Source organism: Aliivibrio fischeri (assembly GCF_009727955.1).
Classification (GTDB): Bacteria; Pseudomonadota; Gammaproteobacteria; order Enterobacterales; family Vibrionaceae; genus Aliivibrio; species Aliivibrio fischeri_A.
The window spans coordinates 84,333-109,960 of the sequence record NZ_WOBR01000007.1 but is presented as its reverse complement, the minus strand read 5'-3'; the positions used below and the strand labels follow the sequence as shown (position 1 = coordinate 109,960).

Genomic DNA, 25,628 nt, shown 5'->3' with positions numbered 1-25,628 from the left:
TTGAGTTAATAAAAAACCCGCTGATTAGCGGGTTTTTTTATGCCTGTTATAAGGGACTAGGGACGGGTTTTTAGCCCTGGTTTTTACTCGAAGCGAAGCGTTCTTGTCCCTAGTACCTAAGTGACTTCTAATAAAAAAGCAGCCTGCAATACAGACTGCTTTTATCGTTTCTTGAGCCAAGCATTCTAGCTAAGCGTACAGAAATTACTTCTTCTTTTTCTTTGGTGCTTTTTTCTTCGCTAGAGCGGCTTTTTTCTTCGCATTTTTTTTCTGTTTGTTTTTGAAAACAGGTTTTTTATGCTTAGGCTTTAGGCCTTCAATAAAGCGTTCTTTAATGATTTCATCTTCTTTAATGTAGCGACCTACACGTTCCATCATTGGTTGGTCATGCGCTTCAATTAGAGAAACGGCATTGCCTTTTTTACCAGCTCGAGCGGTACGACCAATACGGTGTAAGTACACATCAGCTGTACGTGGCATATCAAAGTTGATTACGTGTGAAACGTCAGGTAAATCAATACCACGAGCAGCAACATCGGTTGCGATAAGTACGTTTACTGTACCGTCACGGAATCGAGCAATAGCGTTATTACGACTTTCTTGAGCCATTTCCCCTTGAATCCAAGCACAAGGGATTTTCGCTGTTTCTAAGTGGCCGCGAAGTTCCGCTAAACGTTCACGAGTTTTTACGAACACAATTGAACGCTCAGCTTGCTCTGTTAAGATATTTTTTAACAGATCAATTTTATGCGCCATGTTGTCAGCACGGTGATACCACTGAGTGATCTTTTTACGTTCACGACGTGATGGTTCAGCGTTAATTTCTGCTGGTTCATTCAGTAGGTCAGCAGTAAAACCTTCTACGCCACGACCTTCTAATGTCGCTGAGAATAAGAAGGTTTGCTTACGCCAGCGGCATTCTTTAGATAGACGATCTACAACAGGTCCAAAACCCATGTCTAGCATGCGGTCTGCTTCATCAAGAATAAGGGTTTCAATAGCACGACAATCAAAACGCTCAGCTTCGATGTACTCCATTAAACGACCAGGGGTTGCTACAACAATATCTTGAGTAGTAGCTAAAATATCAGCGTGATCTTGGTAGCTAATACCACCTGTAATCGTAAATACTTTATGACGAGTATATTTTGCTAATTGACGAGCTTCATCAGCAACTTGAATCGCTAATTCACGCGTAGGCGTCAAGATAAGAATACGTGCAGGTCCCGGCTCACGGCGAGGGAAATCATCTAAGTGCTGAAGAGCTGGTAATAGGAATGCAGCAGATTTACCTGTTCCTGTTGGTGCAGAAGCAAGAATATCTTTACCTTCTAATGCTTCAGGGATAGTCATAGCCTGAACTTGAGTTGGACGTTGATAATCTATCTCCTCAAGAGCACGCAATAGGTTAGGTGATAGATCGAGGTCAGCAAACGTTTTGATCACTGTTGATTCTCCGTTCAGGTATGAAATTTTAAAAATATAGTGTCAGCCGGACATTATAGTGATCCATCTCTAATAAATCACCGATCTTTTAGTCCATATTGAGATAAAACATTCGAGTTAGCTTAATAAAGTCGTCGCTATATCCATTTCCATCATGAATTGTGAGTGTACTCTCTTGATAAATATGAGGAAAAAGAGATAGCTCGATAAGAAGGCGAGTCGGTGATTTTTTTTCAGTAGTTTTCACTTTTGTTATTTTGGTTAAATGAAAATCACAGCTTTTAGCAACTTTAATAAAAATCTCGCCTTCAAAAATAGGAAGGATAAAGCTAGCACGACCGGTTGATGAAATTAGAGTTTTACAGTGTAGCAATAGTTTATCAAAAGGAAGGCTGTCTGTATGGCGAGCAGTAGAGCGTTCTCCTTTTAATGATTGCTCCCCATTATTGAAATAAGGGGGGTTACAAATAATAGCGTCATATTCATAAGCCGTTTGATAAGTAAGAAAGTCTTGATGAATAAGGGCTAAGCGCTCTTTCCATGGGCTTTGACAAAAATTTAAACGAGCAACTTCTGCGGCTATTGGCATTAATTCTATGGCATCAATGTGTGCATTTGAGTTTCTTTGCGCACTCATTAGGCTTAATAACCCCGTTCCAGCGCCTATATCTAATATTTGGCCACATTCACTAATATTTGCCCAGGCACCTAATAACACGCCATCAGTACTAACTGGCATTCCACATGAGCCAATATCGATATGAAATTGTTTGAAAGTAAAGCTTTTGCTCATAAGGGGCCTATTTGAGTTATGGTTGTTAATTTTGTAATTTAATTGTTAATTGGTGTATTGTTCTATTTGGGATCTATTGTTAAATGTTTTTATACTTACCAATCATTCTGTTTTGATTTACCAAAATAGATGAATAATCTGGTTTTTAACCATTATTTAACTAGATTGTGGTGTTTTACGCTAAGGTATTGCGAACTTGTGATAATTTGTTCATTATTCTGGGAGATATATCATATATAGATATAAAACATAAAATTAAATACACACAACATTATACAAGGGTTTTATTGTGAAACAGTCATTAAAACTAGCCGATATCATTGCCGTTGGCTTTATGCTTTTTGCCTTTTTCTTAGGCGCAGGTAATATTATTTTTCCACCAATTGCTGGCCAAATGGCCGGTGAGCATGTTTTTGGTGCTATGAGTGGGTTTCTTATCACCGCTGTTGGTTTACCATTATTAACGATCATTGCGATTGGTGTCTCTGGTGGTTCTTGGCAGCACCTTACACGTGATCTACCTCCTAAAGTAGCAATGATAATGGCAATTCTCATGTTTGTTATTATCGGTCCTGCTTTTGCTGCTCCTCGTACTGGGCTAGTAGCATATGAAATGGCAGCGAAACCATTTATTGGAGCGGATGCTGGTCAATTTTCACTAACTCTATTTTCAATTGCATTCTTCTCTATAGCAATGTTTTTTGCATGGTCTCAAGGAAAATTGATTGACACTATTGGTAAGTTTTTAACACCAGCATTGTTCATTGGTTTAATCGTATTAGCTATTGCGGTATTTGTTAATCCTCAAGGCGAGATTGTTGCAGCTACGGGTAAGTATGTTGATAGTCCAATCACAACAGGCTTTTTTGAAGGCTATAATACAATGGATACGTTTGGTGCTTTAATGTTTGGTATTTTGATCATTGATGCATTAAAGAGCAAAGGTATTACAGAGCATAAAGCGACAACTAAGTATTTAACGATTGCTGGTTTAATTGCGGCATCAGGTTTGGCTTTTGTTTATATCTCATTATTCTACTTAGGTGCAACGTCAAGTGTAGTTGCAGCAGGGGCTGAGAATGGTGGTGCAATCCTAACTGCATACACTCATGCATTGTTTGGTACATCTGGACAGACGGTATTATCTGTTATTGTATTGATTGCTTGTTTAACAACGGCGATTGGTTTGATTTCAGCTTGTGCAGATTACTTTAGCTCTATCTGTAAAGTGACCTACAAGTCTTGGGTTATTATTGTTGGTGTGGCATGTGCTGTAGTGGCTAATGTTGGTTTGAGTCAGCTAATTACGCTTTCTGTACCTGTACTATTCTTACTTTATCCTGTTGCGATTGCGTTAGTTGTTCTAGCTTTTATTCGTAAAATGATGCCAAACCCACAATTGGCTTACCGTGTAGTTATTTCTGTAGCGACGTGTTTTGCAATATTAGATGCTGCGAAAGTTGCGGGCGCCGATATGTCTGCTTTCTCGATGTTGCCAATGTTTGACCATGGTATGGCTTGGGTAATTCCAACATTTGCTTCGATGATCATTGTTCGTTTTGTCGGTAAGAAAGAAGACGAATTAGTGACTGAAAATGCATAATTTTAGGGACTAGGGACTAGGGACTAGGGACTAGAAATTAGAGACTATAAGAGCGAGTATAACTGTTTAAGTTCACTCGCTCTTTTCTTTTATAATAACGCAGTGCTCTAGCTAGCAAAGCGTATCGTTTCTAGTTCTAAAGTGACTCGTGATATTCTACTAAAACCTGCTCACACCACTGCTCAATACGCTCATCACTTTTATCATACTGACTGTCTTCATCTAACGCTAAACCAACAAAGTGAGATTCATCTTCAGTCAATGCTTTTGATGCGTCGAACTGATAGCCTTCATTTTTCCAATAGCCAATGAATTTAGCATTCGTTGCTTTTAATTCGTCATGCAGTAAACCCATTGCATCTAGGAACCATTCACCGTAGCCTTCTTGATCGCCAAGGCCAAATAACGCAATTGTTTTTCCATCTAGAGATAAGCCATCTAACTCATCCCAAACATTCTGCCAATCTTCTTGGATTTCACCAAAATCCCATGTAGAGATCCCAAGTAATAAAAGGTCGTAATCATTCATAGTTTTTACTGGCGTCTCTTTAATATTAAAGACATCAACAAGATCCTCTCCGATAAAAGCTCTGATTTTTTCAGATGCCATTTCGGTATAACAGGTTGAAGAACCATAAAACAAACCGATTTTCATTTTCATTACCTTAATGATGAATAAATATAGCGTTAGTTTACCGTAAATGATTATGAAAATTAAACTTGCATTTAAAGTGGGTAAAATTGTTTAATACTGTAATTCTAACCAGTATTTTCTGGAATGTAAGTTTAAGTGGTAAGCAGATGAATAATGATATGGCACTAATGGAGCGTTTTTTAGATACCATGTGGATGGAGCGAGGCTTGTCTGAAAATACGTTGGCTTCATATCGAAATGATTTGGTGAAGTTATTACAGTGGTTAGAGGATAATCACTATAAATGTGCTTCTATTTCAGCAATGGGACTTAATGAGTTTCAAGCTTATTTGGTCGATAAAGAATATAAACAAACTTCTCGAGCTCGAATGTTATCTGCATTGCGTCGTTTTTTTCAGTATTTACATCGTGAAAAAATTCGTGGAGATGATCCTACTGCATTACTCGCTAGCCCTAAATTACCTCAACGTTTACCAAAAGATTTAAGTGAAGAGCAGGTAGATGCATTGCTTAATGCTCCTAACGTTGAAGATCCACTAGAACTTCGAGATCGAGCAATGTTAGAGCTGCTTTATGCTACAGGTTTACGCGTTACTGAGTTAGTTAGCTTAACTATGGAAAATGTAAGTTTACGCCAAGGTGTCGTACGAGTTACTGGTAAAGGGGATAAAGAACGTTTAGTCCCAATGGGAGAGAATGCCGTAGATTGGATTGAGCAGTTTTTAACTCATGGTCGTCCGATGTTACTTGGTGAAAAAAGTTCGGATGTGGTGTTTCCTAGTAAACGAGCAAAGCAAATGACTCGTCAAACATTTTGGCATCGAATTAAGCATTATGCGGTTATTGCTGGTATTGATTCTGATAAATTATCACCTCACGTATTACGCCATGCATTTGCTACGCATCTTTTAAACTATGGCGCAGATCTCCGTGTTGTACAAATGTTGTTAGGACATAGTGATCTTTCTACAACACAAATATATACTCACGTAGCAACGGAACGTTTGAAGCAAATCCACCAAGAGCATCACCCTCGTTCATAATTAAGGGAACTTCTGGTGGTTTAAAAACTCTAAACTTCAAATCTTCTACAATTACATTTTTTATAGGTACCCTTATGTCATTTATTCGCCGAACTAGTGCGATGATTATTGCTTTAATGAGCGTAGTTTCTTTTACTGCATGTTCAGATGAACAAGCAAAAAAACAGGATGCATCACCTTCTGCAGTTGAGACTGCTCAACCTGATTCAGAACAAGCTATTACTCAGCGACTAACGACTTTAGGTTTGCCTGTAGAAGCTATTCATGACTCAGAAGTTGACGGCTTTAAACAAGTTGAAACTCCGTTTGGTATTTTTTACGTATCTTCTGATGGTAAGCATTTCATCCAAGGCCGAATTTTTGAGTTTGATGAAAACGGCAACATGAAAGATTTATTAGCCGCGCGTTTTGCTAAATTGGTGGATAGCCAAAGCGATAATATGATTGTGTTCCCTGCTAAAAATGAAAAACACGTAATTACTGTTTTTACAGACATCACTTGTGGTTACTGTACAAAACTGCACAAAGAGATGAAAGACTATAATGATGCGGGTATTACTGTTCGTTATTTAGCATACCCTCGTCAAGGCTACCAAGGTTCAGTTGCTGATAAAATGGCTCAAATTTGGTGTGCTGATGATAAACAGCAAGCGATGGAAGATGCAAAATCAAATCGTCCAATTAATGGTTCAAAACCAGCAACCGCTGAATGTAAAAATATCATTAAAGAACAATACTTATTGGGTAGAAAAATGGGTGTAAATGGAACGCCTGCAATTGTTCTTCCAAGTGGTGATCTTGTTCCTGGATATAAACCAGCTCGTGAGCTTCTATCTGATTTAGAACGATAATTAAGTAAAGCTATTCACTATAATCCCCGTATATGCGGGGATTTTTTTATTGAAAAACTAGGTGAAATTCATGATTGAAGTGAAACGTCGAATTGTTCCAACCTCTATTCAACTTCCGGATTCGATACCTCCAATTTTGCAGCGAATTTATGCTGCAAGAGGTATTACATCAAGCTCACAGCTTGAACGTGGCGCAAAATTCTTACTCTCATTTCAATCTATGCATGGTATTTCTAAAGCCGTTGATATCCTAGTTGAGGCGATCCAAAAGCAAACTCGTATTATCGTCGTTGGTGATTTTGATGCCGATGGAGCAACCAGTTCAGCATTATCAGTGATGGCATTTCGTATGATGGGAAGTCAAAATGTTGATTACTTAGTACCTAACCGCTTTGAAGATGGTTATGGTTTGAGTCCTGATGTTGTGGATCAAGCAAAAGATATGGGGGCTGAGATCATCATGACCGTTGATAATGGTGTTTCATCCATTGATGGGGTCTTGAAAGCAAAAGAATATGGTATGCAAGTTGTTGTAACGGATCATCACTTACCTGGTGCTCATTTACCTCTAGCTGATGCGATTGTAAACCCTAATTTAGAAGCGTGTGCATTCCCATCGAAATCATTAGCAGGGGTTGGTGTTGCCTTTTATTTGATGCTTGCTATTCGTGCTCGTCTTCGTGAAATAAATTGGTTTGAAAAACAAAATATAGCCATCCCGAATTTAGCTGATTTGCTTGATTTAGTAGCATTAGGAACGGTTGCTGACTTAGTTGCTTTGGATGAAAATAATCGGATTCTTGTTCATCAAGGTATTCAGCGTATTCGTGCAGGTAAGTGTCGACCAGGGATCCAAGCATTAATTGAAGTTGCTAACCGAGTTCCATCACGTATTGTTGCTTCTGACTTTGGTTTTGCTTTAGGTCCCAGAATAAATGCAGCGGGTCGTTTGGATGATATGTCATTTGGCGTTGAGCTTTTAATGTCAAATAATATTCATGCAGCTCGTCGTATGGCGGCAGAATTAGATTCATTAAATCAAACTCGAAAAGAAATTGAGCAGGGCATGAAAGAAGAAGCCATGGCTATTTGTGAGCGATTAGAGTTTGGTGCTCAAAGTGAATTGCCTTTTGGATTGGTGCTGTTTCAGCGTGATTGGCACCAAGGTGTTATTGGTATTTTGGCTTCGCGTATAAAAGAAAAATATCATCGTCCTGTCATTGCTTTTGCTGACGGTGGTGATGGTTTTATTAAAGGATCATGCCGTTCTATTGCAGGCTTTCATATGCGTGATGCATTAGATTTGATTGATACTAGAAATCCAGGCCTTATTTTGAAATTTGGTGGGCATGCTATGGCTGCTGGCTTAACCATTAAAGAGGTGGATTATAAAAAATTCAGTCAAGCTTTTGATGATGTTGTTCGTGAGTCGGTAGAAGAAGAGGCTCTTAAGGGGATCATTTTATCTGATGGCGCGCTTACACCAGAAGAGTTTACATTAGGTACCGCTGAAATTATTCGAGCGGGTGGACCATGGGGACAAGCTTTCCCTGAACCTATTTTTGACGGTGAATTTAAAGTATTAAATCAACGTTTGGTGGGTGAGAAACATCTTAAATTAATGTTAGAACCTATTCACCGTGATTTTCCAACCAATAAAATGGTTGATGCCATTGCATTTAATATTGATGTTCGTCGTTGGCCAGATGCCTCTGTTCAAAAAGTAAAGTTAGCTTACCGACTCGATATTAATGAATTTCGTGGAAATCAGACCTTACAGCTTATGGTTGAGAATATTGAACCACTTTAATTCATGAATAATCCGTAAAACACGTTAATTTTCACTGAACAACTCATTAAAAAAGACTTAATGAGTTGTTATTTTTATGGTTTAGTTGAAAACAGATAGGCCTTATTTTCCTTGTGAAAGTTAAATAAAAAACGTTTTGGTGTGATGTTTTTTACACCATTTTCTCAATCTTTATTGTTCTTGCTTTCAGAGGGTGAAATACCTCGATTTCTATCACACTTTTGGTTAAAATCTCTCGGTTATTTTTTATTCGGCGATGATAAAACACCATGTTCGAAATTAATCCTATTAAAAACCGTCTCCAGGATGTGTCTGAACGCACAAATATCCTGAGGGGGTACCTTTGACTATGACGCTAAAAAAGAGCGTTTAGAAGAGGTAAATGCAGAGCTAGAACAACCTGATGTATGGAATGAACCTGAGCGTGCGCAAGCACTAGGTAAAGAACGTGCATCACTAGAAGCTGTTGTTGAAACTATTGATCTTTTAGATCAAGGCGTTGAAGACGTAGATGGCTTACTAGAGCTTGCGGTTGAAGAAGAAGATCAAGAAACATTTGACGAAATTGAACCTGAACTGGCTGAGCTAGAAGCTAAGTTAGCTAAACTTGAATTTCGCCGTATGTTCTCTGGTGATCACGATGCTTCTGACTGTTATATCGATCTACAATCAGGCTCTGGTGGTACAGAAGCTCAAGATTGGACTTCTATGATGCTGCGTATGTATTTACGTTGGGCAGAAGCGAAAGGCTTTAAAGTAGAAGTTATCGAGGTATCGGAAGGTGAAGTTGCAGGTCTTAAAGGCGCAACAGTTCGTATTGCTGGTGAATATGCTTATGGTTGGTTACGTACAGAAACCGGTGTTCACCGTTTAGTTCGTAAATCGCCATTTGATTCTAGTGGTCGTCGCCATACTTCATTTGCATCTGCATTTATTTATCCAGAGATTGATGACAACATTCAGATTGATATCAACCCTTCTGATTTACGTATTGATGTTTACCGTGCTTCTGGTGCGGGTGGTCAACACGTAAACACCACCGAATCTGCTGTACGTATTACTCACGTACCAACAAATATCGTTGTTCAGTGTCAGAATGACCGTTCTCAGCATAAAAACAAAGATCAAGCAATGAAGCAGTTACGTGCGAAATTGTTTGAATATGAGTTGCAAAAGCAAAATGCTGAAAAACAGGCCAATGAAGACGCTAAATCTGATATCGGATGGGGCAGTCAAATTCGCTCATACGTATTAGATGATTCACGCATTAAAGATTTGCGTACCGGCATTGAAAACCGTAATACGCAAGCCGTTCTAGACGGTGATTTAGATAAATTTATCGAAGCCAGCTTAAAATCTGGATTATAAGAAAGGGTTCATTATGACTGAACAAGTACAACTAGATGAAAACAAACTGATTGCTGAACGTCGTGGTAAATTAGACCATATTCGTCAAGCATGTAAAGCTAATGGCCACCCAAATGACTTCCGTCGTGATAGCCTAGCGGGTGATCTTCAAGCTGAATTTGGTGAAAAGACCAAAGAAGAGCTAGAAGAACTGAACCACGTTGTTGCAATTGCTGGCCGTGTTATGGCTAAGCGTGGTCCTTTCTTATTGATTCAAGAAGTGTCTGGTAAGATCCAAGCTTACGCAGCAAAAGAAGTTCAAAAAGAACTAAAAGACAAATACCAAGGTTTGGATATCGGTGACATCATCGGTGTTAAAGGTGCACTTCATAAGTCAGGTAAAGGTGACCTTTACGTGAACATGGAAGAGTATGTACTGCTAACAAAAGCATTACGTCCATTACCAGAAAAATTCCATGGTTTAACAGACCAAGAGATGCGTTACCGTCAACGTTACGTAGATCTAATCGTAAATGATGACTCACGTCATGCATTTATCGTTCGTTCTAAAGTGGTTGCTGCTATCCGTAACTTCATGGTTGATAAAGGCTTCATGGAAGTTGAAACTCCTATGATGCACGTTATCCCAGGTGGTGCTTCTGCTCGTCCATTCGTAACACATCATAATGCACTTGATGTTGATATGTACCTACGTATCGCTCCAGAGCTTTACTTAAAACGTTTAGTTGTTGGTGGTTTTGAACGTGTATTCGAAATTAACCGTAACTTCCGTAACGAAGGTCTATCTCCACGTCATAACCCAGAATTCACAATGATGGAATTCTACATGGCGTACGCAGATTACAACGATCTAATGGACCTTACAGAAGAAATGCTATCTACAGTAGCAACATCTGTTTTAGGTAGTGACAAAATGCCTTACGGTGAACACACGGTTGATTTTGGTGGCAAATACGCTCGTATGAGCATGTTAGATGCGATCAAACAATACAACCCAGATCACGCTGAGATCCAAGCGCTAACATACGAAGGCGTTAAAGATCGCGATCTAATGGTATCTATTGCTAAATCTGTACATGTTGAAGTTGAAAGCTTCTGGACATGTGGTCAGCTTCTTGAAGAAATCTTCGGTGAAACTGCTGAACCTAAGTTAATGCAACCAACATTCATTACAGAATACCCAGCTGATATTTCTCCATTAGCACGTCGTAACGATGACAATGATTTCATTACAGACCGTTTTGAATTTTTCATTGGTGGTCGTGAAGTTGCGAATGGTTTCTCTGAGCTGAATGATGCACAAGATCAAGACGAGCGTTTTAAAGCGCAAGTTAATGCTAAAGAATCTGGTGATGATGAAGCTATGTACTACGATGCAGACTACATCACAGCTCTTGAGCATGGTTTACCACCAACAGCTGGTCAGGGTATTGGTATTGACCGTTTAGTTATGCTATTAACTAACACGCACACAATTCGTGACGTTATTTTATTCCCATCAATGCGTCCACAAGCGTAATAAAGAATAAATAAAGATGATGAAAGAGCGGCTAAATAGCCGCTCTTTTTTTATTTATCTTACTCAAAGCACTAAAAATGAGAAAATAACTACACTTTTTTATCAATTGACTTAATTTTTACAATTCAAATTAATAGTCATGTAACGGTTAAAAAGTAATAAAAACCTTTTTTTTTATGCAATAAATCTTCTCCAATCTCATATTTGATTCAACTATTTCTTTAATATGTTAACTGTCATTTATTTATTATGCTCGAGATGTATTTTTTTTGTTAAAAGGATGACGCGCATCTCATTTGTGAGACGAGATAAGGTCTTAAAACCTGTATAGTTGCATCTAAGAAACATTTTTAGTTGGTTTAGAAATAAGAATTTAGAGGTAGTGTTATGGGTACTCAATTTCGTATGGATTCGGTTCCAGGCTCTTTAGTTGTTGTTGGTGGCAGCTATGAACCTTGGTTAGCCGTTTTAGAACAAGTAGGTTGGCGTTGTCATCGTTGCTATGATCTTCGAGCAGCTCAAGCTCTGTTTGACGAGATTGGGCCATGTATTGGTATTGTTGATTTAAGCCAAGATGATTTTAGTCTTAATGGCATTGCAACATTAGTAAATAACAATAAGCAAGTTCGTTGGATGGCTTTCATCCGTGAGTCTCAGCTAAGTTCAGATACTATTTGCCAGTTCATTGTAAACTTCTGTATTGATTTCTTCACTGCACCGATTCCAGATGCTCAATTATTAAGTACGATTGGTCACCAGCTAGGTATGCTTAAGCTAGAGCGTAAAGTATGGCCTAATATGGGTAATAAATCGGATCTAGGTATTTTAGGTGAAGCACCTGCGGTGAAACGTTTACGAGATCAAATTCGCCGTGTTGCTCCAACAGATGTTTCTATTCTTATTTCTGGTGAAAGCGGTGTAGGTAAAGATGCGGTAGCAAAAGCAGTTCATGAATCATCAGGCCGTAATAAAGGTCCATTTGTTTCATTAAATTGTGGTTCGTTATCTGAAAGCAAGATTGAGCAGGAGCTGTTTGGTTCTCATTCTTCGTCACCGGAAGAATCAAAATTATTCCAAGCCAATGGTGGTACATTATTTTTAAATGATATTAATGATTTGCCAGCTAGTCAGCAGCAGCATTTATTACGATTCCTACAAGAAGGTAATATTGAGACTGAAAAAGGTTTTGTTGATTTAGATGTTCGTGTAATTGTTGCAAGCCACATTGATTTAGAAAAAGCGATTGAAGAAGGCAGCTTTAAAGAAGAGTTGTATTATCGTTTAAATGTATTACGTATTCATGTTCCGTCTTTAAAAGAGAGAAGTTCAGATATCTCGGTTTTAGCAGAGCATTTCTTACAGCGTTATGCAAAAGAATACAATACACAAGCAAGAACGTTCTCTGAAGAAGCATTACAAACTATGCTACATTATCAATGGCCAGGTAATGTTCGTGAATTGGTAAACCAAGTGAAACGTGCTGTATTACTTGCCGATAGCATGACAATTGATCTTGAACATTTAGATTTACCACAACGCAGTGAAACTAAACGTAGTTTACGTGTTATCCGTGAAAACTCTGAGCGAGATGCATTATTGATGGTATTAGAATCTCATGATGGTCAAGTATCTTCAGCGGCAAAAGAGCTGGGTGTTTCACGAGCAACTATGTATCGTTTATTGAATAAACATAATTTAATTTCAGAGCCGAGAAGCTATAGCTAACCGAGCTTTTGATTGAAAAAATAGGCTTACCTTGAATTAGGTAGGCCTATTTTTTTAGCTGAAGAATGAAGTTAATATAGAATGAGTAAATTGAGTTTTTAAATAAAAACCGCGAGGTAGCGTTTTTATCGGTTGCCCATTTTCACCATAAGCCTCAGTTAATGCTTGGCTGTTTGCTGCTTTAGGTCTTAATTGAAGAACTTCGCCATGTTTTGCTGTAATTGACTCAACCTTACCGAGCACAATTAAATCCATCAACTCTTCCCAATCTTGTTTTAATTGTCGTTCTTCTTCCAAAGAAGGTTGCCATAAAACTGGATATCCGACATGACGATCACCGACAGGGATCTCTCGCTCGCCTTCTACAGGGATCCATAATACATGAGCCAGTTTATGACGAACATGAGACTCTTCCCACTGTAAGCTGTGTACGCCTGTTAATGGAGCGACACAAACAAAAGTTGTTTCTAATGGTTTACCTGTGTAGCTGATTGGAATGGTTTTTAGTTCTACACTAAGATCGATGAAATCAGGTAAAGGTTTACTGCCAGCTGAAGCTCCTAAATGCCATTCTAATAATTGACCAACCCAGCCTTTATCTCGCTTTAAATTTTCAGGCACAGGGATACCGGCCTGCTCTGCCAACTCAGATAGCGTATAGCCTGCAATGCTTTCTGCTCGTTGTAATAATTCATCAATAGTATTTGGTGGTGGTAAGCTCATAAAGACTCTTCAACATGATTGAATGAATAGATTATCATATTATCAACATTATTTTTTGACCTAATTTGGATCTTAGTAAGTTATCCACAATGGTGTATATATTTTATCCGTTACTTATTTTTCTGGATCCATATACAGTGCTTTAATTTTGAATAACTCATTGACTTTTAGTTCTTATACTTAATCAGATGGCCTTAATTGTGGGTAATTAGGTTGTTGGTGGATCTTTAACCGATCTGTGTTTATATTATCCAATCACTTTTTAATACAAAAGATCAAAGCAAAGATCTTTTGTTTAACTTATTGGTTTTATTGTTTTTTGTTTATTTACTGCCTTTGTTTTTATTTTGTGTTTAAAGAGCTAACTTTTACCGTTTGTGATTTATTTTTAGCTTCTACACAAAGTTATACACAGAAAAGGTGAATAAATGTGGCTTATATCTCATTGTTGTGTTGATAAGTTAAGCAGTGATTAAAAGTTATTCAGAAAATTAGGTTATTTTGGTAAAACGTGACAAGAAAGCGTGATCCTGTTTGCTCAAAGAGCCGATCTGTGAAAAAATCAGAGTCAATATAAGTTTATGATGAGGTCATCCAGTGATAGATGGCGATGGTTTCCGCCCGAACGTCGGGATAGTGATATGTAATAGCCATGGTCAAGTATTCTGGGCGAAGCGATACGGACAGCATTCGTGGCAATTTCCGCAAGGTGGTATTGATGATGGAGAGACTCCAGAACAAGCCATGTACCGTGAATTATACGAAGAGGTAGGTCTGACAAAAAATGATGTTCGTATTTTAGCAAGCAGCCGTCATTGGCTACGATATAAATTACCGAAACGTCTAGTTAGATGGGACTCTAAACCTGTTTGTATCGGACAAAAACAAAAATGGTTTTTGTTACGCTTAGAATGTGATGAATCCAAGGTTAATATGCAAAGAGATCGCTCGCCTGAATTTGATGGGTGGCGATGGGTAAGCTACTGGTACCCTGTAAGACAAGTGGTTTCATTTAAGCGTGATGTTTATCGTCGAGCACTAAAAGAGTTCGCGGTGATCGCTATGCCGTTTAAGGAACGAAAATTTAAAAGGAAAGGTAAAAAAGGTTAAGCGGTCGATACCTTATATAACCTTAAGGATTGGCAAGCATGCTTACTCAACTCAGGGATATAGTTGATCACGTAGCTAAAGCGGAGTCTCTTGATGATGCTTTAGCGTTGCTCGTGAAAAATACTCGTCACTCTATGCATACAGAGTGTTGCTCAGTCTATTTGATGAGTAATGATAACCTGCGCTTAGAATTAATGGCGACAGAAGGACTAAAAGCGAAACCAAAAACCGTTTCATTGGGGATTGATGAAGGTTTAGTTGGATTGGTTGCGCGTAGTTGTGAACCGCTAAACTTAGCGAATGCTTCTGTACACCCTTCATATAAATACATTCCTAGCATTGCTGAATATAAGTTTAACTCCTTCCTAGCAACCCCAATTATTTACCGACGCCAAAACCTTGGTGTGCTTGTTGTACAACAAAAGGAAAAACGTCAGTTTACTGAAGTTGAAGAATCCTTTTTAGTCACCTTATCTGCGCAACTTGCAGTTGTACTTGCTCATGCTAAAGCTCATGAAAGTTGGTCGATTCAATTACAACCTCAATCGATTGAACAAAAACAATTCAAAGGTATTTCAGCATCAAATGGTGTGGCTATTGCTCCATTATGGTTTGATGATGCTCAACCAAGAATAGAATCCATTCTACCAAGTTCATGTCTTGATACAGAGCAAGAGCAAGATCGTTTAGGTACTGCTGTTGAGCTAGCTTTAAAGGATTTCCGCCGAGCTAAAAAACGCTTTGAACAAGAACTAAATACCGAGACTTTGGCTATTTTTGATCTTTTCACTCACTTATTAAATGATCCTATGTTGAAGGGGGATCTGAAAAAACAGATCAACCAAGGTGATTCTGCCGAGTGGGCATTGCGTCAAGTTATTGAGTCATATGCAGGGCGTTTTGAAAAAATGAGTGATTCATACCTCAGTGAACGAGCGAATGATGTTCGTGAGCTAGGGCAGAGATTACTTTATTTTTTAAATTATGAAGGTAAGTTAGATCTGGATTTAGCTCATCCCGTGATTTTAGTTACGACTCAGCTGACCGCTTCTATGTTAGCGAGTGTTCCTCAAGATAAATTAAAAGCCGTTATTTCGCTTGAAGGTGCGGCAAACTCTCACGCAGCCATTTTATCAAGAGCACTTGGTATCCCTGCCATTATGGGGGTGGAGTTTAACCCAACTCACTATCATCAAAAATTAGCGATTGTTGATGGCTATAGTGGCGCTTTATATATCAAGCCGACAGAAGCGCTAATTCAAGAATATACAGAACTACAAAATGAGGAGTTAGCCCTTTCTGAATTAATCACTCAGGATCTTGATAAACCTACATTTACACGTGATGAGCATCAAATGAAAATTTATTTGAATGCAGGGTTAAGTGCAGATACGAGTATTGCCGTTAATCAGGGCGTTGATGGTGTTGGGTTGTATCGAACTGAAATTCCTTTTTTATTACAACAACGATTCCCATCGGAAGAAGAACAATATCTACAATACAAAACTATTTTAGAAACGTATCCGAAAAAGCCAGTCATTATGAGGACGTTAGATATTGGTGGTGATAAACCATTGCCTTATTTGCCTATTGAAGAAGAAAATCCATTTTTAGGCTGGCGCGGTATTCGTTTTACTTTAGATCATCCTGATATCTTTCTTTTGCAATTAAAAGCGATGGTAAGAGCAAATATAGGTAATGGTAATTTATCCATTATGTTACCTATGATTTCAGGCTTACCCGAATTAAAGCAAGCAAGAAAGCTCATTAATCAAGCCTATGAAGAAGTACTTGGTGAATCTGAAGGAGACTTTTCACAACCTCGTATAGGTATGATGATAGAAGTGCCTTCTATGCTCTATTTGTTACCAAGAGTTGTTGGATTAGTGGATTTTATTTCTGTTGGTACTAATGATTTAACTCAATACCTTTTAGCGGTAGATCGAAATAACGCACGAGTTTCACATGTCTATGAGTCTTATCATCCCGCAGTGTTACTTGCTTTAAAGCAAATTATTGATACAGCAAATCAATATAAATTACCTGTTAGTGTTTGTGGGGAGCTTGCGGGGGATCCAATTGGTTGCTTATTACTGCTTGGCTTGGGCTATCAAAGTTTAAGCATGAATACCTCTAACGTAGCCAAAGTAAAATACATTATTAGACAGGTATCGCAGCAAGAAGTTGAACAATTAGTTGCGACTCTTTTACATCACGATGATGCAGAGCAAATTTTAACTGATATGATTAGCTTCTTTGAAGAGAAAGAACTCTCAGGGTTTATTCGAGCAGGCAGGTAATGACAGTGGATTTTGGTTCGCTTTTTGTTTTATATCTTTTGCTAGGTAGTATCGTTGGCGTAATGGCTGGATTACTTGGAATTGGTGGTGGTTTGTTAGTTGTTCCCGCTTTATTGTGGTTATTACCTCAAGCAGGAATTGATCACTCTATCGTAATGCAAATGGCATTAGGTACTTCACTTGCAACGATTATTTTAACCTCAAGTTCATCAGCATTGAACCATTTGCGTTTAGGTAATGTCGAAGTAGCGCTTATTCGTAGTTTAGCTCCTGGGGTTATTGCTGGTGGTTTTTTTGGCAGCTACGTTGCCGAATTAATTCCAAGCCAATATTTACCAAAGGTATTCGGTATAATTGTGCTCTTGCTTGCTTTACAAATGTTATTAGCACTTAAGTTTACAGCAACGAGAACCATGCCATCTCCGCTTAAAATTGTTGCTTCTGGTGGGGTTATTGGTGTTGTATCAAGCTTAGCTGGAATTGGTGGTGGTTCATTAACAGTACCTTATTTAAGTTTTCATGGCGTAGAAATGAGAAAAGCCATTGGCAGTTCTTCTTTATGCGGAACCTTGATAGCACTTGCTGGAATGATAGGTTTTATTCTTCATGGAGTACAAGTAACTAACTTGCCTTCAATGAGTTTAGGGTATGTTTATTTACCTGCATTATGTGGTATTGGTGTTACGTCTATTTTGACCACCAGAATTGGCGCAAAGTTAACATCGCATTTGCCGACATCAACGTTAAAAAAAATCTTTGCCGTATTTCTAGTATTTATTGGCAGCAAAATGTTTTTAGGATAGAAGAGAGTAGTCATGAGTCAGGGGTATTTGAACTTCCCACATATAGATCCTGTATTAATTGAGATCGGTCCGCTAGCAGTTCGTTGGTATGGATTAATGTATTTATTTGGTTTTATGTTTGCATTATGGCTTGCTAATAAGCGTGCAGATAAGCCAAATAGTGGTTGGACACGAGATCAGGTTAGCGATCTATTGTTTGCAGGGTTTTTAGGTGTAGTGATCGGTGGCCGTGTTGGTTATGTGCTGTTTTATAATTTCGGCTACTTCTTAGATAACCCACTGTACTTATTTGAAGTATGGACAGGTGGTATGTCCTTCCATGGCGGTTTATTGGGTGTTATCTCAGCGATGCTTTGGTATGGATATAAGAATAACCGTAGCTTCTTTACGATTGCAGATTTCGTTGCGCCATTAGTCCCATTTGGCTTGGGTGCAGGCCGTTTAGGTAACTTTATGAATGGTGAGTTGTGGGGACGTGTTACCGATGTGCCTTGGGCTATGGTATTCCCAACGGGTGGACCTTTCCCTCGCCATCCTTCGCAACTATATGAATTTGCCCTTGAAGGTGTTGTTTTATTCTTCATTCTAAACTGGTTTATTCGTAAGCCTCGTCCATTAGGTGCAGTTTCAGGTTTATTCTTATTTGGATATGGTACATTCCGATTCTTGGTCGAGTATGTACGCCAACCAGATGCACAGTTAGGCTTATTTGGTGATTGGATTTCAATGGGACAAATTTTGTCATTACCAATGGTGATTGGTGGCTTATTAATGATGCTTTGGGCATTTAAACGTAATCTTTTTGCGGCTGATATAGAGCAAAATGAGGCTAAATCAAAGAAATCGAAACAGAAAGCAAAATAAGCTAGAATAGCGTTAATGACGATTTATAGTAATGGCCTCTCGTTTGAGGCCATTTTTTTAACTAATTTTAAGAGAGCAGGCCTGTGAAGCAGTATTTAGATTTATGCCAACGCATCGTTGATGAAGGGACTTGGATTGAAAACGAGCGCACAGGAAAGCGTTGTTTAACGGTGATTAATGCGGATTTAACTTATGATGTAGAAAATGGTGTATTTCCTCTTGTTACAACGCGTAAGAGTTTTTGGAAAGCGGCAGTAGCTGAAATGATTGGCTATATTCGTGGTTACGATAACGCAGAAGACTTCCGTAAGATTGGTACTAAAACATGGGATGCGAATGCGAACTTAAATGATGCTTGGTTAAATAACCCTCATCGTAAAGGTGATGATGACATGGGCCGAGTATATGGTGTGCAAGGTCGTTCATGGGCAAAACCAAATGGTGAGTTTGTCGATCAACTGAAAAAAATTATTGATGATTTAAGTCAGGGAATTGATGATCGTGGCGAAATTTTAAATTTCTATAACCCTGGTGAGTTTGATATGGGTTGTTTGCGTCCGTGTATGTACTCACACCATTTTTCATTATTAGGTGATACGTTATACCTAAATAGTACTCAACGCTCTTGTGATGTGCCTCTAGGTCTAAACTTCAATATGGTTCAAGTCTATTTTCTATTAGCTATCGTGGCGCAAATTACAGGGCACAAAGCTGGTAAGGCATATCATAAGATTGTGAATGCGCATATTTATGAAGACCAACTTGAGTTAATGCAAAATGTGCAGTTAAAACGTGACCCGCTACAAGCGCCGATCTTTAAAATAAACCCAGAGATTAAGTCATTAGAAGATTTAGAAACATGGGTAACAATGGATGATTTTGAAGTGATTGGTTACGAAAGTCACGAGGCAATTAAGTATCCTTTCTCTGTTTAATATTATGTATTAGATATAATAAAAAAGCCCCGAAGCATAACTTCGGGGCTTTTTTTATTCGTGTTTTTAGTCTTAAACCGTTAGTGCTAATACACTACCTGGCAGGATAATAAATACAAAACCTAAATATCCAGCAACAACGCTTTTGTTACGGTTAGCCATTTCAGCAATCCACTCAGCACCTTTAATTGGTAACTCACGTAGGAACGGAGTACCGAAGATAACCAATGTTGCGATAACATTAAAACATAGGTGAACTAATGCAATTTGTAGTGCAAATACTGCGTATTCACCAGATACCGCTGTCGCTGCTAGTAAAGCTGTTACACAAGTACCGATATTAGCGCCTAGAGTAAAAGGATACACATCACGAACTTTAAGCACACCAGTACCAACCAGTGGAACCATTAGACTTGTTGTTGTTGATGATGATTGAACAAGAACCGTAACCGCAGTACCTGATGCAATACCGTGTAGAGGGCCGCGACCGATTGCGCTTTTAAGTAGTTCTTTTGCACGACCAACCATTAGGCTCTTCATTAGTTTGCCCATCAAGGTAATTGCGATGAACAAAATAGTAATACCAAGAGCAATCATTAGTAGACCACCAGTCATGCTACCAAAGTTTGATAGTGGCTCTTGAATCGCACTGATTACCGGCTTTGTAATTGGCTTGATAAAATCAAAACCTTTCATGCTCATATCACCAGCGTTTAATAGTGGAGATACTAACCATGCGGATAGTTTTTGGAAAATACCAAACATCATCTCTAGTGGTAAGAAAATAGTTACCGCCAGTAGGTTAAAGAAGTCATGAACTGTCGCACAAGCAAAAGCACGTCTAAATTCGTTTTTACAACGAGCATGACCAAGACTTACTAGTGTATTCGTAACGGTTGTACCAATGTTTGCACCCATAACCATAGGGATTGCAGTTTCAACAGGTAAACCACCAGCAACTAATCCAACAATGATTGATGTTACTGTTGAAGATGATTGAATTAATGCCGTTGCAACTAAGCCGATCATTAAGCCAGCAATTGGGTGAGCAGCAAATTCAAAAAGAACTTTAGCTTCTTCACCTACAGACCATTTAAAGCCTGTGCCAACCATCGAAACCGCTAAAAGAAGAAGGTAAAGCATAAATGCTAAGTTTGCCCAACGCAGCATGCGCGAGGTATTGCTCATTGTTGCTGCAGAAATTGATTGGGTATTCATAGTAAAGCTCCGTACCGAGAAATTATGTTGTCGGTTTATTTAATCTGCTGCGATAGTAGATAACGAATATTTCAGAAATATTACAGTGGAAGATAAAACTGTAATAAATGCGTCATATTCGATTGTTTGAGTGAATGCGTGATTTTTGTTGATTTTAAGTTTTTGATATTTAATGGTTTACATGCGTTATTAGAAAATGGAATATAAATTATTTTTTGGGATTATTTTGTTCTATGTTGCGTTTGTATGACGCTTTGAAGAATCTGGATGCGGAAAAATCGAGTTATTTTGCTATTTGTTGTGTTTTTTACGAAGTATTTGCTATTACTGTAATAAATGACGTATCTTGCTTAGAGCAAAACAGTATTAACGATTATTGCAGTAATTCAGAACATGAGTAATAAAAGGAATCGTAATGTCTCATTTAAACTATAACCATTTGTATTACTTCTGGATGGTATGTAAACAAGGCTCTGTAACTAAAGCGGCTGAGGCATTATTTCTGACCCCTCAAACGGTAACGGGTCAGATTAAAGCACTAGAAGATAGGCTTGATGGAAAGCTAACTAAGCGTAATGGACGTAATATTGAACCTACAGAGCTAGGTCAACTTATTTATAAATACGCAGATCGTATGTTTGGTTTAAGTTATGAAATGCTAGATATCGTAAATTATAGTCAGCAAGCAAACGTACTGTTTGATGTTGGTGTTGCTGATGCGCTTTCTAAAAGGTTGGTTAGTAAGGTGCTTTCAACAACCGTTCCTGAAGATGCATCTATTCACTTACGTTGTTTTGAATCAACACACGAACTATTACTAGAACAATTATCTCAACATAAATTGGATATGATCCTTTCAGACTGTCCTGTAGATTCAAGCCAAAATTCAGGGTTATTCAGTAAGAAGTTGGGTGAATGTGAAATGAGCTTCTTTTGTTCAAAAGAGCTTAAAGGGGTGACCTTTCCTGAAGTATTGGAAAAACATAAAGTGTTAATTCCAGGTAGCCGTACTTCAATGGGAAGAAAAGTGGTTCAATGGTGTGATCAACAAGGTGTGACTCCAAATATTTTAGGAGAATTTGATGATGTTGCATTAATGAAAGCATTTGCTCGGGAAAATAATGCCGTTTTTTTAGCTCCTTCAGTATATATGAATGAAGCGGACTCTGATTTATCACTACATAAGATTGCTGATGTAAGAGATCTTAAAGAAGAGTATTACGTCATTTTTGCAGAAAGGATGATACAGCATCCAGCCGTAAAAAGTATTTGTGAAGCAGACTTCTCTCATTTATTTGATTTTTAATTTGCAATTACAGTAAGTAACAAGCTAAATTAGCCAGAGCTAAATTAGATGATAGGTATCCATATGGACTTACAAATGATGGAAGATAATGCACCACAAGCAGTGACATTATTAAAAGCGATGGCTAACGAACGTAGATTGTTCATTTTATGCTTGCTATTGGATGGCGAATTATCGGTAGGGCAAATTGCAGAGAAATTAGAATTAAGCCAATCTGCACTGTCGCAACATTTAGGATGGTTACGTCGTGATGAGTTAGTATCAACAAGAAAAGAATCTCAAACGGTCTTTTACTCATTAAATAGTCAAGAAGTAAGATCTGTAATTCAGTTACTACACGATTTATATTGTCAAAAGTAAATTATAGATAGGGAGAGAGAAGGGAAAGCAGGACTTTTTCTTTTTTCTTCAAATTGCAGATATAAAAAAACCGACCTAAGTCGGTTTTTTCTTATTTCTAACTGAGAATCAAATTTCTATTAAAGAGCTTTGATTGCAGCAGTGAAACGCGCTTTATGACGTGCAGCTTTATTCTTATGAATAAGGCCTTTAGTCGCCATGCGGTCTAGAAGTGGAGTTGCAGTTGCTAATGCAGCAGTTGCAGCTTCTTTATCGCCAGCTTCGATAGCTGCGATAGTTTTTTTCATGTAAGTGCGCATCATTGAACGACGGCTAGCGTTGTGCTGGCGACGTCTTTCAGCTTGAGTTGCGCGCTTCTTAGCAGATTTACTATTTGCCAAGGGTCTAACTCCCAAAAACGTAGTTCGGTGACAATTTAAGGTCGGGAAATATGCACCCTTTGAACCCAAATGTCAAATGATTTGTGTAAAAACCAAGCTGTCTCAAACAAAAGTTTGATGAAACTGGCAAAACACGGTTAAGATGACGTGCATTCTAACAGCATTTTTTCCAGTTAGTAAGCTCTTTATGGTCATCATTACCATCTTTATGAGGTTTTTTTTGTGAGTAAACGACTTTTACGTTCTGGCTTAATCGTCAGTATAATGACTTTAGTGTCTCGAGTTCTCGGTTTAGTCCGTGATGTCGTGGTTGCAAATCTTATGGGCGCAGGAGCATCGGCTGATGTTTTTTTCTTTGCAAATAAGATCCCCAACTTTTTACGTCGTCTATTTGCAGAGGGTGCTTTTTCTCAAGCATTTGTCCCTGTTTTAACTGAATATCATGCCAGTGGAGACGATGATAAGACGCGAGAATTAATCGCAAAAGCCTCGGGAACGCTTGGGGTTCTTGTTACCATAGTTACCTTCTTTGGTATTATTGGTTCGGGCGTTGTCACTGCATTGTTTGGTGCAGGTTGGTTTATGGATTGGTTAAATGATGGTCCAGCAGCACCTAAATTTGAGTTGGCCAGCTTTCTTTTAAAAATTACCTTTCCTTATTTATGGTTTATTACATTCGTAGCCTTGTCGGGCGCAATTTTAAACACTCTTGGTAAGTTTGCCGTTTCTTCTTTTACACCTGTTTTCCTTAATATAGCTATTATTGCGTGTGCATATTTTGTCTCTCCTAATTTGGAGCAGCCAGAAATTGGTTTAGCAATAGGTGTCTTTTTAGGTGGTTTAATTCAATTTTTGTTTCAATTGCCTTTCTTATATAAAGCAAAGATGCTGGTTCGCCCACAATGGGGGTGGAATGATCCTGGAGTAGTTAAAATAAGAACCTTAATGATCCCAGCATTATTTGGTGTATCAGTAAGCCAAATTAACTTATTGTTTGATACCTTTATTGCTAGCTTTTTAGCCACGGGTTCGATCAGTTGGCTATATTATTCAGATCGTTTGTTAGAGTTTCCATTAGGGTTATTTGGTATTGCTATTGCAACCGTAATATTACCAGCATTATCGCGTAAACATGTTGATGCGGAAGGTGATGGTTTTTCACAGACCATGGATTGGGGGGTGAGAATGGTGATTTTACTTGGCATTCCCGCCATGCTTGGTTTGATGGTATTGGCTAAACCAATGCTTATGGTTTTGTTTATGCGTGGTGAGTTTTCTCCAAATGATGTACACCAAGCATCTCTGTCTTTATTGGCTTACGCATCTGGTTTATTGAACTTTATGTTAATTAAGGTATTAGCCCCTGGTTACTACGCTCGTCAAGATACTAAAACACCAGTACGTTACGGCATTATAGCTATGATAACGAACATGTTCTTTAATGCTATTTTTGCTTATTTTTATGGATATGTTGGTCTTGCTATGGCGACAGCATTGTCCGCATTAGTTAACATGGTTCTCTTATATCGAGGACTGCATTTAGCAAATGTATATAAATTATCAAAAGAGACGGTATTTTTTGTATTGAAGTTAATTGTGTCAGGCGGTGTGATGGTATCAATCTTACTGTGGTTAATGCCAAGCATGAGTATTTGGTTAGAGTGGGATTTGGCTAAGCGAGTAATGATGTTATTTGCCTTTATCGGTTTAGGTGCGACTTCTTACTTGATCACTGCGGTGGTATTTGGATTGCGTCCTCGTCATTTAAGAGCATCGGTCTAAATTAAGAATTGCTTTTGTTCAGTGGTTTGAATGAGTACATTAGTATATAATTCGTCAGTTTTTTTAAGCGAATAAATTGATATTGAGATAATGGAATTAATCCGAGGTATTCACAATATTACGCCAGACCATAAAGGCTGCGTAATGACGATAGGTAATTTTGATGGTGTTCATTTAGGACATCAGCAAGTATTACAACAAGTTAAGTCTAAAGCTAAAGAGCTAGGCTTACCGTCTGTCGTAATGACTTTTGAGCCTCAACCTATGGAGTTTTTTGCAAAAGAAAAGGCTCCGGCACGATTAACTCGTTTACGAGATAAATTTGTTCAACTTAAAAAGCTAGAAATAGAACGTTTATTATGTATTAATTTTAACCAGAAATTTGCAGAACAAAGTGCTGATGAGTTTGTCGAAGACTTGTTGGTGAGGCTATTGGGTGTTAAGTTTCTGGTTGTTGGTGATGATTTCTGTTTTGGTAAACACCGCAAGGGAGATTTTACCATGTTGCAAGAAGCAGGTAAAAAATATGGCTTTGAAGTGGTGAACACACAAAGTTTTTGCCTACAGCAACAACGAGTAAGCAGTACTGCAATACGTTCTGCACTTTTACATAATAAACTCGATGATGTCGCAACCATGCTAGGGCGACATTATAGTATTACTGGCCGTGTATCCCACGGTCGAAAGTTAGGACGAACCATAGGTTTTCCTACAGCGAATATCCCATTAAAACGTTGTGTTTCTCCTGTCTCTGGCGTGTATGTTGTGCAAGCTAAAGATAGCGAAGGGAAACAATTAGGTGGTGTTGCCAATATAGGTCATCGCCCAACGGTAAATGGCGCTCGTCAACAACTTGAAGTTCACTTCTTTGACTATAAAGGAAACCTTTATGGCCAACAGTTGGATGTTGAATTGCTTTATAAATTAAGAGACGAGCATAAATTTGAGTCTTTTGACGCTCTAAAACAACAAATAGAATTAGATTCTCAGGCAGCGCGGGTGTGGCTGTCTGAAAATAGATAACATTTCATTTC

22 protein-coding genes are annotated in these 25,628 nt (G+C 38.3%); 16 read left to right on the top strand and 6 right to left on the bottom strand.

From position 1 onward, the window contains the following. Nucleotides 1-204: 204 nt before the first annotated feature. Both srmB and GNP81_RS11165 read right to left on the bottom strand, forming a co-directional pair. Entirely contained in the window at nucleotides 205-1,446 is a 1,242-nt protein-coding gene (gene srmB, locus GNP81_RS11170; protein WP_336495451.1) for an ATP-dependent RNA helicase SrmB, read from the bottom strand. A gap of 88 nt (nucleotides 1,447-1,534) precedes the next feature. Beyond that, nucleotides 1,535-2,239 (bottom strand): tRNA1(Val) (adenine(37)-N6)-methyltransferase, encoded by a 705-nt coding sequence (locus tag GNP81_RS11165; RefSeq protein WP_155674767.1) that lies wholly within the window; start codon nucleotides 2,237-2,239, stop codon nucleotides 1,535-1,537. A gap of 289 nt (nucleotides 2,240-2,528) precedes the next feature. On the opposite strand from GNP81_RS11165, the gene brnQ reads away from it, so the two are divergent. Next, nucleotides 2,529-3,842, top strand: a complete 1,314-nt coding sequence (gene brnQ / locus GNP81_RS11160) for a branched-chain amino acid transport system II carrier protein (RefSeq protein WP_336495450.1) — start codon at nucleotides 2,529-2,531, stop codon at nucleotides 3,840-3,842. 136 nt (nucleotides 3,843-3,978) lie between these two features. On the opposite strand, the gene fldB is transcribed toward brnQ, so the two are convergent. Then, nucleotides 3,979-4,497 (bottom strand): flavodoxin FldB, encoded by a 519-nt coding sequence (gene fldB / locus GNP81_RS11155; protein ID WP_155674765.1) that lies wholly within the window; start codon nucleotides 4,495-4,497, stop codon nucleotides 3,979-3,981. Nucleotides 4,498-4,643: 146 nt separating this feature from the next. On the opposite strand from fldB, the gene xerD reads away from it, so the two are divergent. From xerD to GNP81_RS11125, 6 genes are all read left to right on the top strand, one after another. Next, a complete protein-coding gene (gene xerD / locus GNP81_RS11150; protein ID WP_011261229.1) occupies nucleotides 4,644-5,540 on the top strand; it encodes a site-specific tyrosine recombinase XerD in 897 nt (298 codons plus the stop codon). 74 nt (nucleotides 5,541-5,614) lie between these two features. Further along, nucleotides 5,615-6,391, top strand: coding sequence for a bifunctional protein-disulfide isomerase/oxidoreductase DsbC (gene dsbC / locus GNP81_RS11145; RefSeq protein ID WP_065596612.1), 777 nt, complete (start codon nucleotides 5,615-5,617; stop codon nucleotides 6,389-6,391). Between the two features lie 70 nt (nucleotides 6,392-6,461). Then, a complete protein-coding gene (gene recJ / locus GNP81_RS11140; RefSeq protein WP_155674763.1) occupies nucleotides 6,462-8,201 on the top strand; it encodes a single-stranded-DNA-specific exonuclease RecJ in 1,740 nt (579 codons plus the stop codon). Between the two features lie 269 nt (nucleotides 8,202-8,470). Then, nucleotides 8,471-9,569 (top strand): peptide chain release factor 2 gene (prfB, locus tag GNP81_RS11135; protein ID WP_011261232.1). Its coding sequence is split into 2 segments (ribosomal slippage): nucleotides 8,471-8,545 and nucleotides 8,547-9,569, totalling 1,098 coding nucleotides; the frame shifts between segments, so codons are not numbered across the junction. Nucleotides 9,570-9,582: 13 nt separating this feature from the next. Further along, the gene (lysS, locus tag GNP81_RS11130) at nucleotides 9,583-11,088 is read left to right on the top strand and encodes a lysine--tRNA ligase (protein WP_005417603.1); all 1,506 of its coding nucleotides are present in this window, start codon (nucleotides 9,583-9,585) and stop codon (nucleotides 11,086-11,088) included. Between the two features lie 387 nt (nucleotides 11,089-11,475). Next, nucleotides 11,476-12,813 (top strand): sigma-54-dependent transcriptional regulator, encoded by a 1,338-nt coding sequence (locus GNP81_RS11125; RefSeq protein ID WP_012533698.1) that lies wholly within the window; start codon nucleotides 11,476-11,478, stop codon nucleotides 12,811-12,813. A 54-nt stretch (nucleotides 12,814-12,867) separates the two neighbouring features. Here the strand turns inward: GNP81_RS11125 and mutH are convergent, their stop codons facing one another. Next, the gene (gene mutH, locus GNP81_RS11120; protein ID WP_063644850.1) at nucleotides 12,868-13,536 is read right to left on the bottom strand and encodes a DNA mismatch repair endonuclease MutH; all 669 of its coding nucleotides are present in this window, start codon (nucleotides 13,534-13,536) and stop codon (nucleotides 12,868-12,870) included. A gap of 597 nt (nucleotides 13,537-14,133) precedes the next feature. Here mutH and rppH point away from each other — a divergent pair. The 5 genes from rppH (at nucleotide 14,134) to GNP81_RS11095 (ending at nucleotide 19,548) form a co-directional block, all read left to right on the top strand. Next, nucleotides 14,134-14,646: an RNA pyrophosphohydrolase gene (gene rppH, locus GNP81_RS11115; protein WP_005417607.1), complete on the top strand. Its 513-nt coding sequence runs from the start codon at nucleotides 14,134-14,136 to the stop codon at nucleotides 14,644-14,646. 38 nt (nucleotides 14,647-14,684) lie between these two features. Further along, nucleotides 14,685-16,946, top strand: a complete 2,262-nt coding sequence (gene ptsP, locus GNP81_RS11110) for a phosphoenolpyruvate--protein phosphotransferase (protein WP_155674761.1) — start codon at nucleotides 14,685-14,687, stop codon at nucleotides 16,944-16,946. Further along, nucleotides 16,946-17,749, top strand: coding sequence for a sulfite exporter TauE/SafE family protein (locus GNP81_RS11105; protein WP_155674759.1), 804 nt, complete (start codon nucleotides 16,946-16,948; stop codon nucleotides 17,747-17,749). Before ptsP ends, GNP81_RS11105 begins: the two co-directional genes overlap by 1 nt. Nucleotides 17,750-17,761: 12 nt before the next feature. Continuing rightward, nucleotides 17,762-18,613 carry a prolipoprotein diacylglyceryl transferase gene (gene lgt / locus GNP81_RS11100; RefSeq protein ID WP_146864391.1) on the top strand — a complete coding sequence of 284 codons (852 nt, stop codon included), beginning with the start codon at nucleotides 17,762-17,764 and terminating at the stop codon, nucleotides 18,611-18,613. Between the two features lie 83 nt (nucleotides 18,614-18,696). Further along, the gene (locus GNP81_RS11095) at nucleotides 18,697-19,548 is read left to right on the top strand and encodes a thymidylate synthase (RefSeq protein ID WP_146864389.1); all 852 of its coding nucleotides are present in this window, start codon (nucleotides 18,697-18,699) and stop codon (nucleotides 19,546-19,548) included. 72 nt (nucleotides 19,549-19,620) lie between these two features. Here the strand turns inward: GNP81_RS11095 and GNP81_RS11090 are convergent, their stop codons facing one another. Beyond that, nucleotides 19,621-20,766, bottom strand: coding sequence for a Na/Pi symporter (locus GNP81_RS11090; protein WP_054775644.1), 1,146 nt, complete (start codon nucleotides 20,764-20,766; stop codon nucleotides 19,621-19,623). A gap of 415 nt (nucleotides 20,767-21,181) precedes the next feature. On the opposite strand from GNP81_RS11090, the gene nhaR reads away from it, so the two are divergent. Together nhaR and GNP81_RS11080 are read left to right on the top strand one after the other, a co-directional pair. Then, on the top strand, nucleotides 21,182-22,072 hold the full coding sequence (gene nhaR, locus GNP81_RS11085) for a transcriptional activator NhaR (protein ID WP_011261240.1): 891 nt from the start codon (nucleotides 21,182-21,184) through the stop codon (nucleotides 22,070-22,072). Nucleotides 22,073-22,135: 63 nt separating this feature from the next. Beyond that, complete coding sequence (locus GNP81_RS11080; protein WP_005417627.1) at nucleotides 22,136-22,432, top strand: ArsR/SmtB family transcription factor; 297 nt, start codon at nucleotides 22,136-22,138, stop codon at nucleotides 22,430-22,432. Between the two features lie 119 nt (nucleotides 22,433-22,551). Here the strand turns inward: GNP81_RS11080 and rpsT are convergent, their stop codons facing one another. Beyond that, nucleotides 22,552-22,812 (bottom strand): 30S ribosomal protein S20, encoded by a 261-nt coding sequence (gene rpsT, locus GNP81_RS11075; RefSeq protein WP_005417629.1) that lies wholly within the window; start codon nucleotides 22,810-22,812, stop codon nucleotides 22,552-22,554. A 222-nt stretch (nucleotides 22,813-23,034) separates the two neighbouring features. On the opposite strand from rpsT, the gene murJ reads away from it, so the two are divergent. Continuing rightward, nucleotides 23,035-24,594: a murein biosynthesis integral membrane protein MurJ gene (murJ, locus tag GNP81_RS11070; RefSeq protein WP_336495449.1), complete on the top strand. Its 1,560-nt coding sequence runs from the start codon at nucleotides 23,035-23,037 to the stop codon at nucleotides 24,592-24,594. A gap of 90 nt (nucleotides 24,595-24,684) precedes the next feature. Continuing rightward, on the top strand, nucleotides 24,685-25,617 hold the full coding sequence (gene ribF, locus GNP81_RS11065; protein WP_155674757.1) for a bifunctional riboflavin kinase/FAD synthetase: 933 nt from the start codon (nucleotides 24,685-24,687) through the stop codon (nucleotides 25,615-25,617). Nucleotides 25,618-25,628 lie beyond the last annotated feature (11 nt).

What these genes read in the sequence shown, in the direction of transcription:
- GNP81_RS11080 (WP_005417627.1), top strand. Translation starts at nt 22,136, where the DNA reads ATGGACTTACAAATGATGGAAGATAATGCACCACAAGCAGTGACATTA.
- nhaR (WP_011261240.1), top strand. Translation starts at nt 21,182, where the DNA reads ATGTCTCATTTAAACTATAACCATTTGTATTACTTCTGGATGGTATGT.
- ribF (WP_155674757.1), top strand. Translation starts at nt 24,685, where the DNA reads ATGGAATTAATCCGAGGTATTCACAATATTACGCCAGACCATAAAGGC.
- GNP81_RS11165 (WP_155674767.1), bottom strand. Translation starts at nt 2,239, where the DNA reads ATGAGCAAAAGCTTTACTTTCAAACAATTTCATATCGATATTGGCTCA.
- GNP81_RS11105 (WP_155674759.1), top strand. Translation starts at nt 16,946, where the DNA reads ATGACAGTGGATTTTGGTTCGCTTTTTGTTTTATATCTTTTGCTAGGT.
- xerD (WP_011261229.1), top strand. Translation starts at nt 4,644, where the DNA reads ATGAATAATGATATGGCACTAATGGAGCGTTTTTTAGATACCATGTGG.
- fldB (WP_155674765.1), bottom strand. Translation starts at nt 4,497, where the DNA reads ATGAAAATCGGTTTGTTTTATGGTTCTTCAACCTGTTATACCGAAATG.
- lysS (WP_005417603.1), top strand. Translation starts at nt 9,583, where the DNA reads ATGACTGAACAAGTACAACTAGATGAAAACAAACTGATTGCTGAACGT.
- GNP81_RS11090 (WP_054775644.1), bottom strand. Translation starts at nt 20,766, where the DNA reads ATGAATACCCAATCAATTTCTGCAGCAACAATGAGCAATACCTCGCGC.
- ptsP (WP_155674761.1), top strand. Translation starts at nt 14,685, where the DNA reads ATGCTTACTCAACTCAGGGATATAGTTGATCACGTAGCTAAAGCGGAG.
- dsbC (WP_065596612.1), top strand. Translation starts at nt 5,615, where the DNA reads ATGTCATTTATTCGCCGAACTAGTGCGATGATTATTGCTTTAATGAGC.
- GNP81_RS11125 (WP_012533698.1), top strand. Translation starts at nt 11,476, where the DNA reads ATGGGTACTCAATTTCGTATGGATTCGGTTCCAGGCTCTTTAGTTGTT.
- lgt (WP_146864391.1), top strand. Translation starts at nt 17,762, where the DNA reads ATGAGTCAGGGGTATTTGAACTTCCCACATATAGATCCTGTATTAATT.
- mutH (WP_063644850.1), bottom strand. Translation starts at nt 13,536, where the DNA reads ATGAGCTTACCACCACCAAATACTATTGATGAATTATTACAACGAGCA.
- recJ (WP_155674763.1), top strand. Translation starts at nt 6,462, where the DNA reads ATGATTGAAGTGAAACGTCGAATTGTTCCAACCTCTATTCAACTTCCG.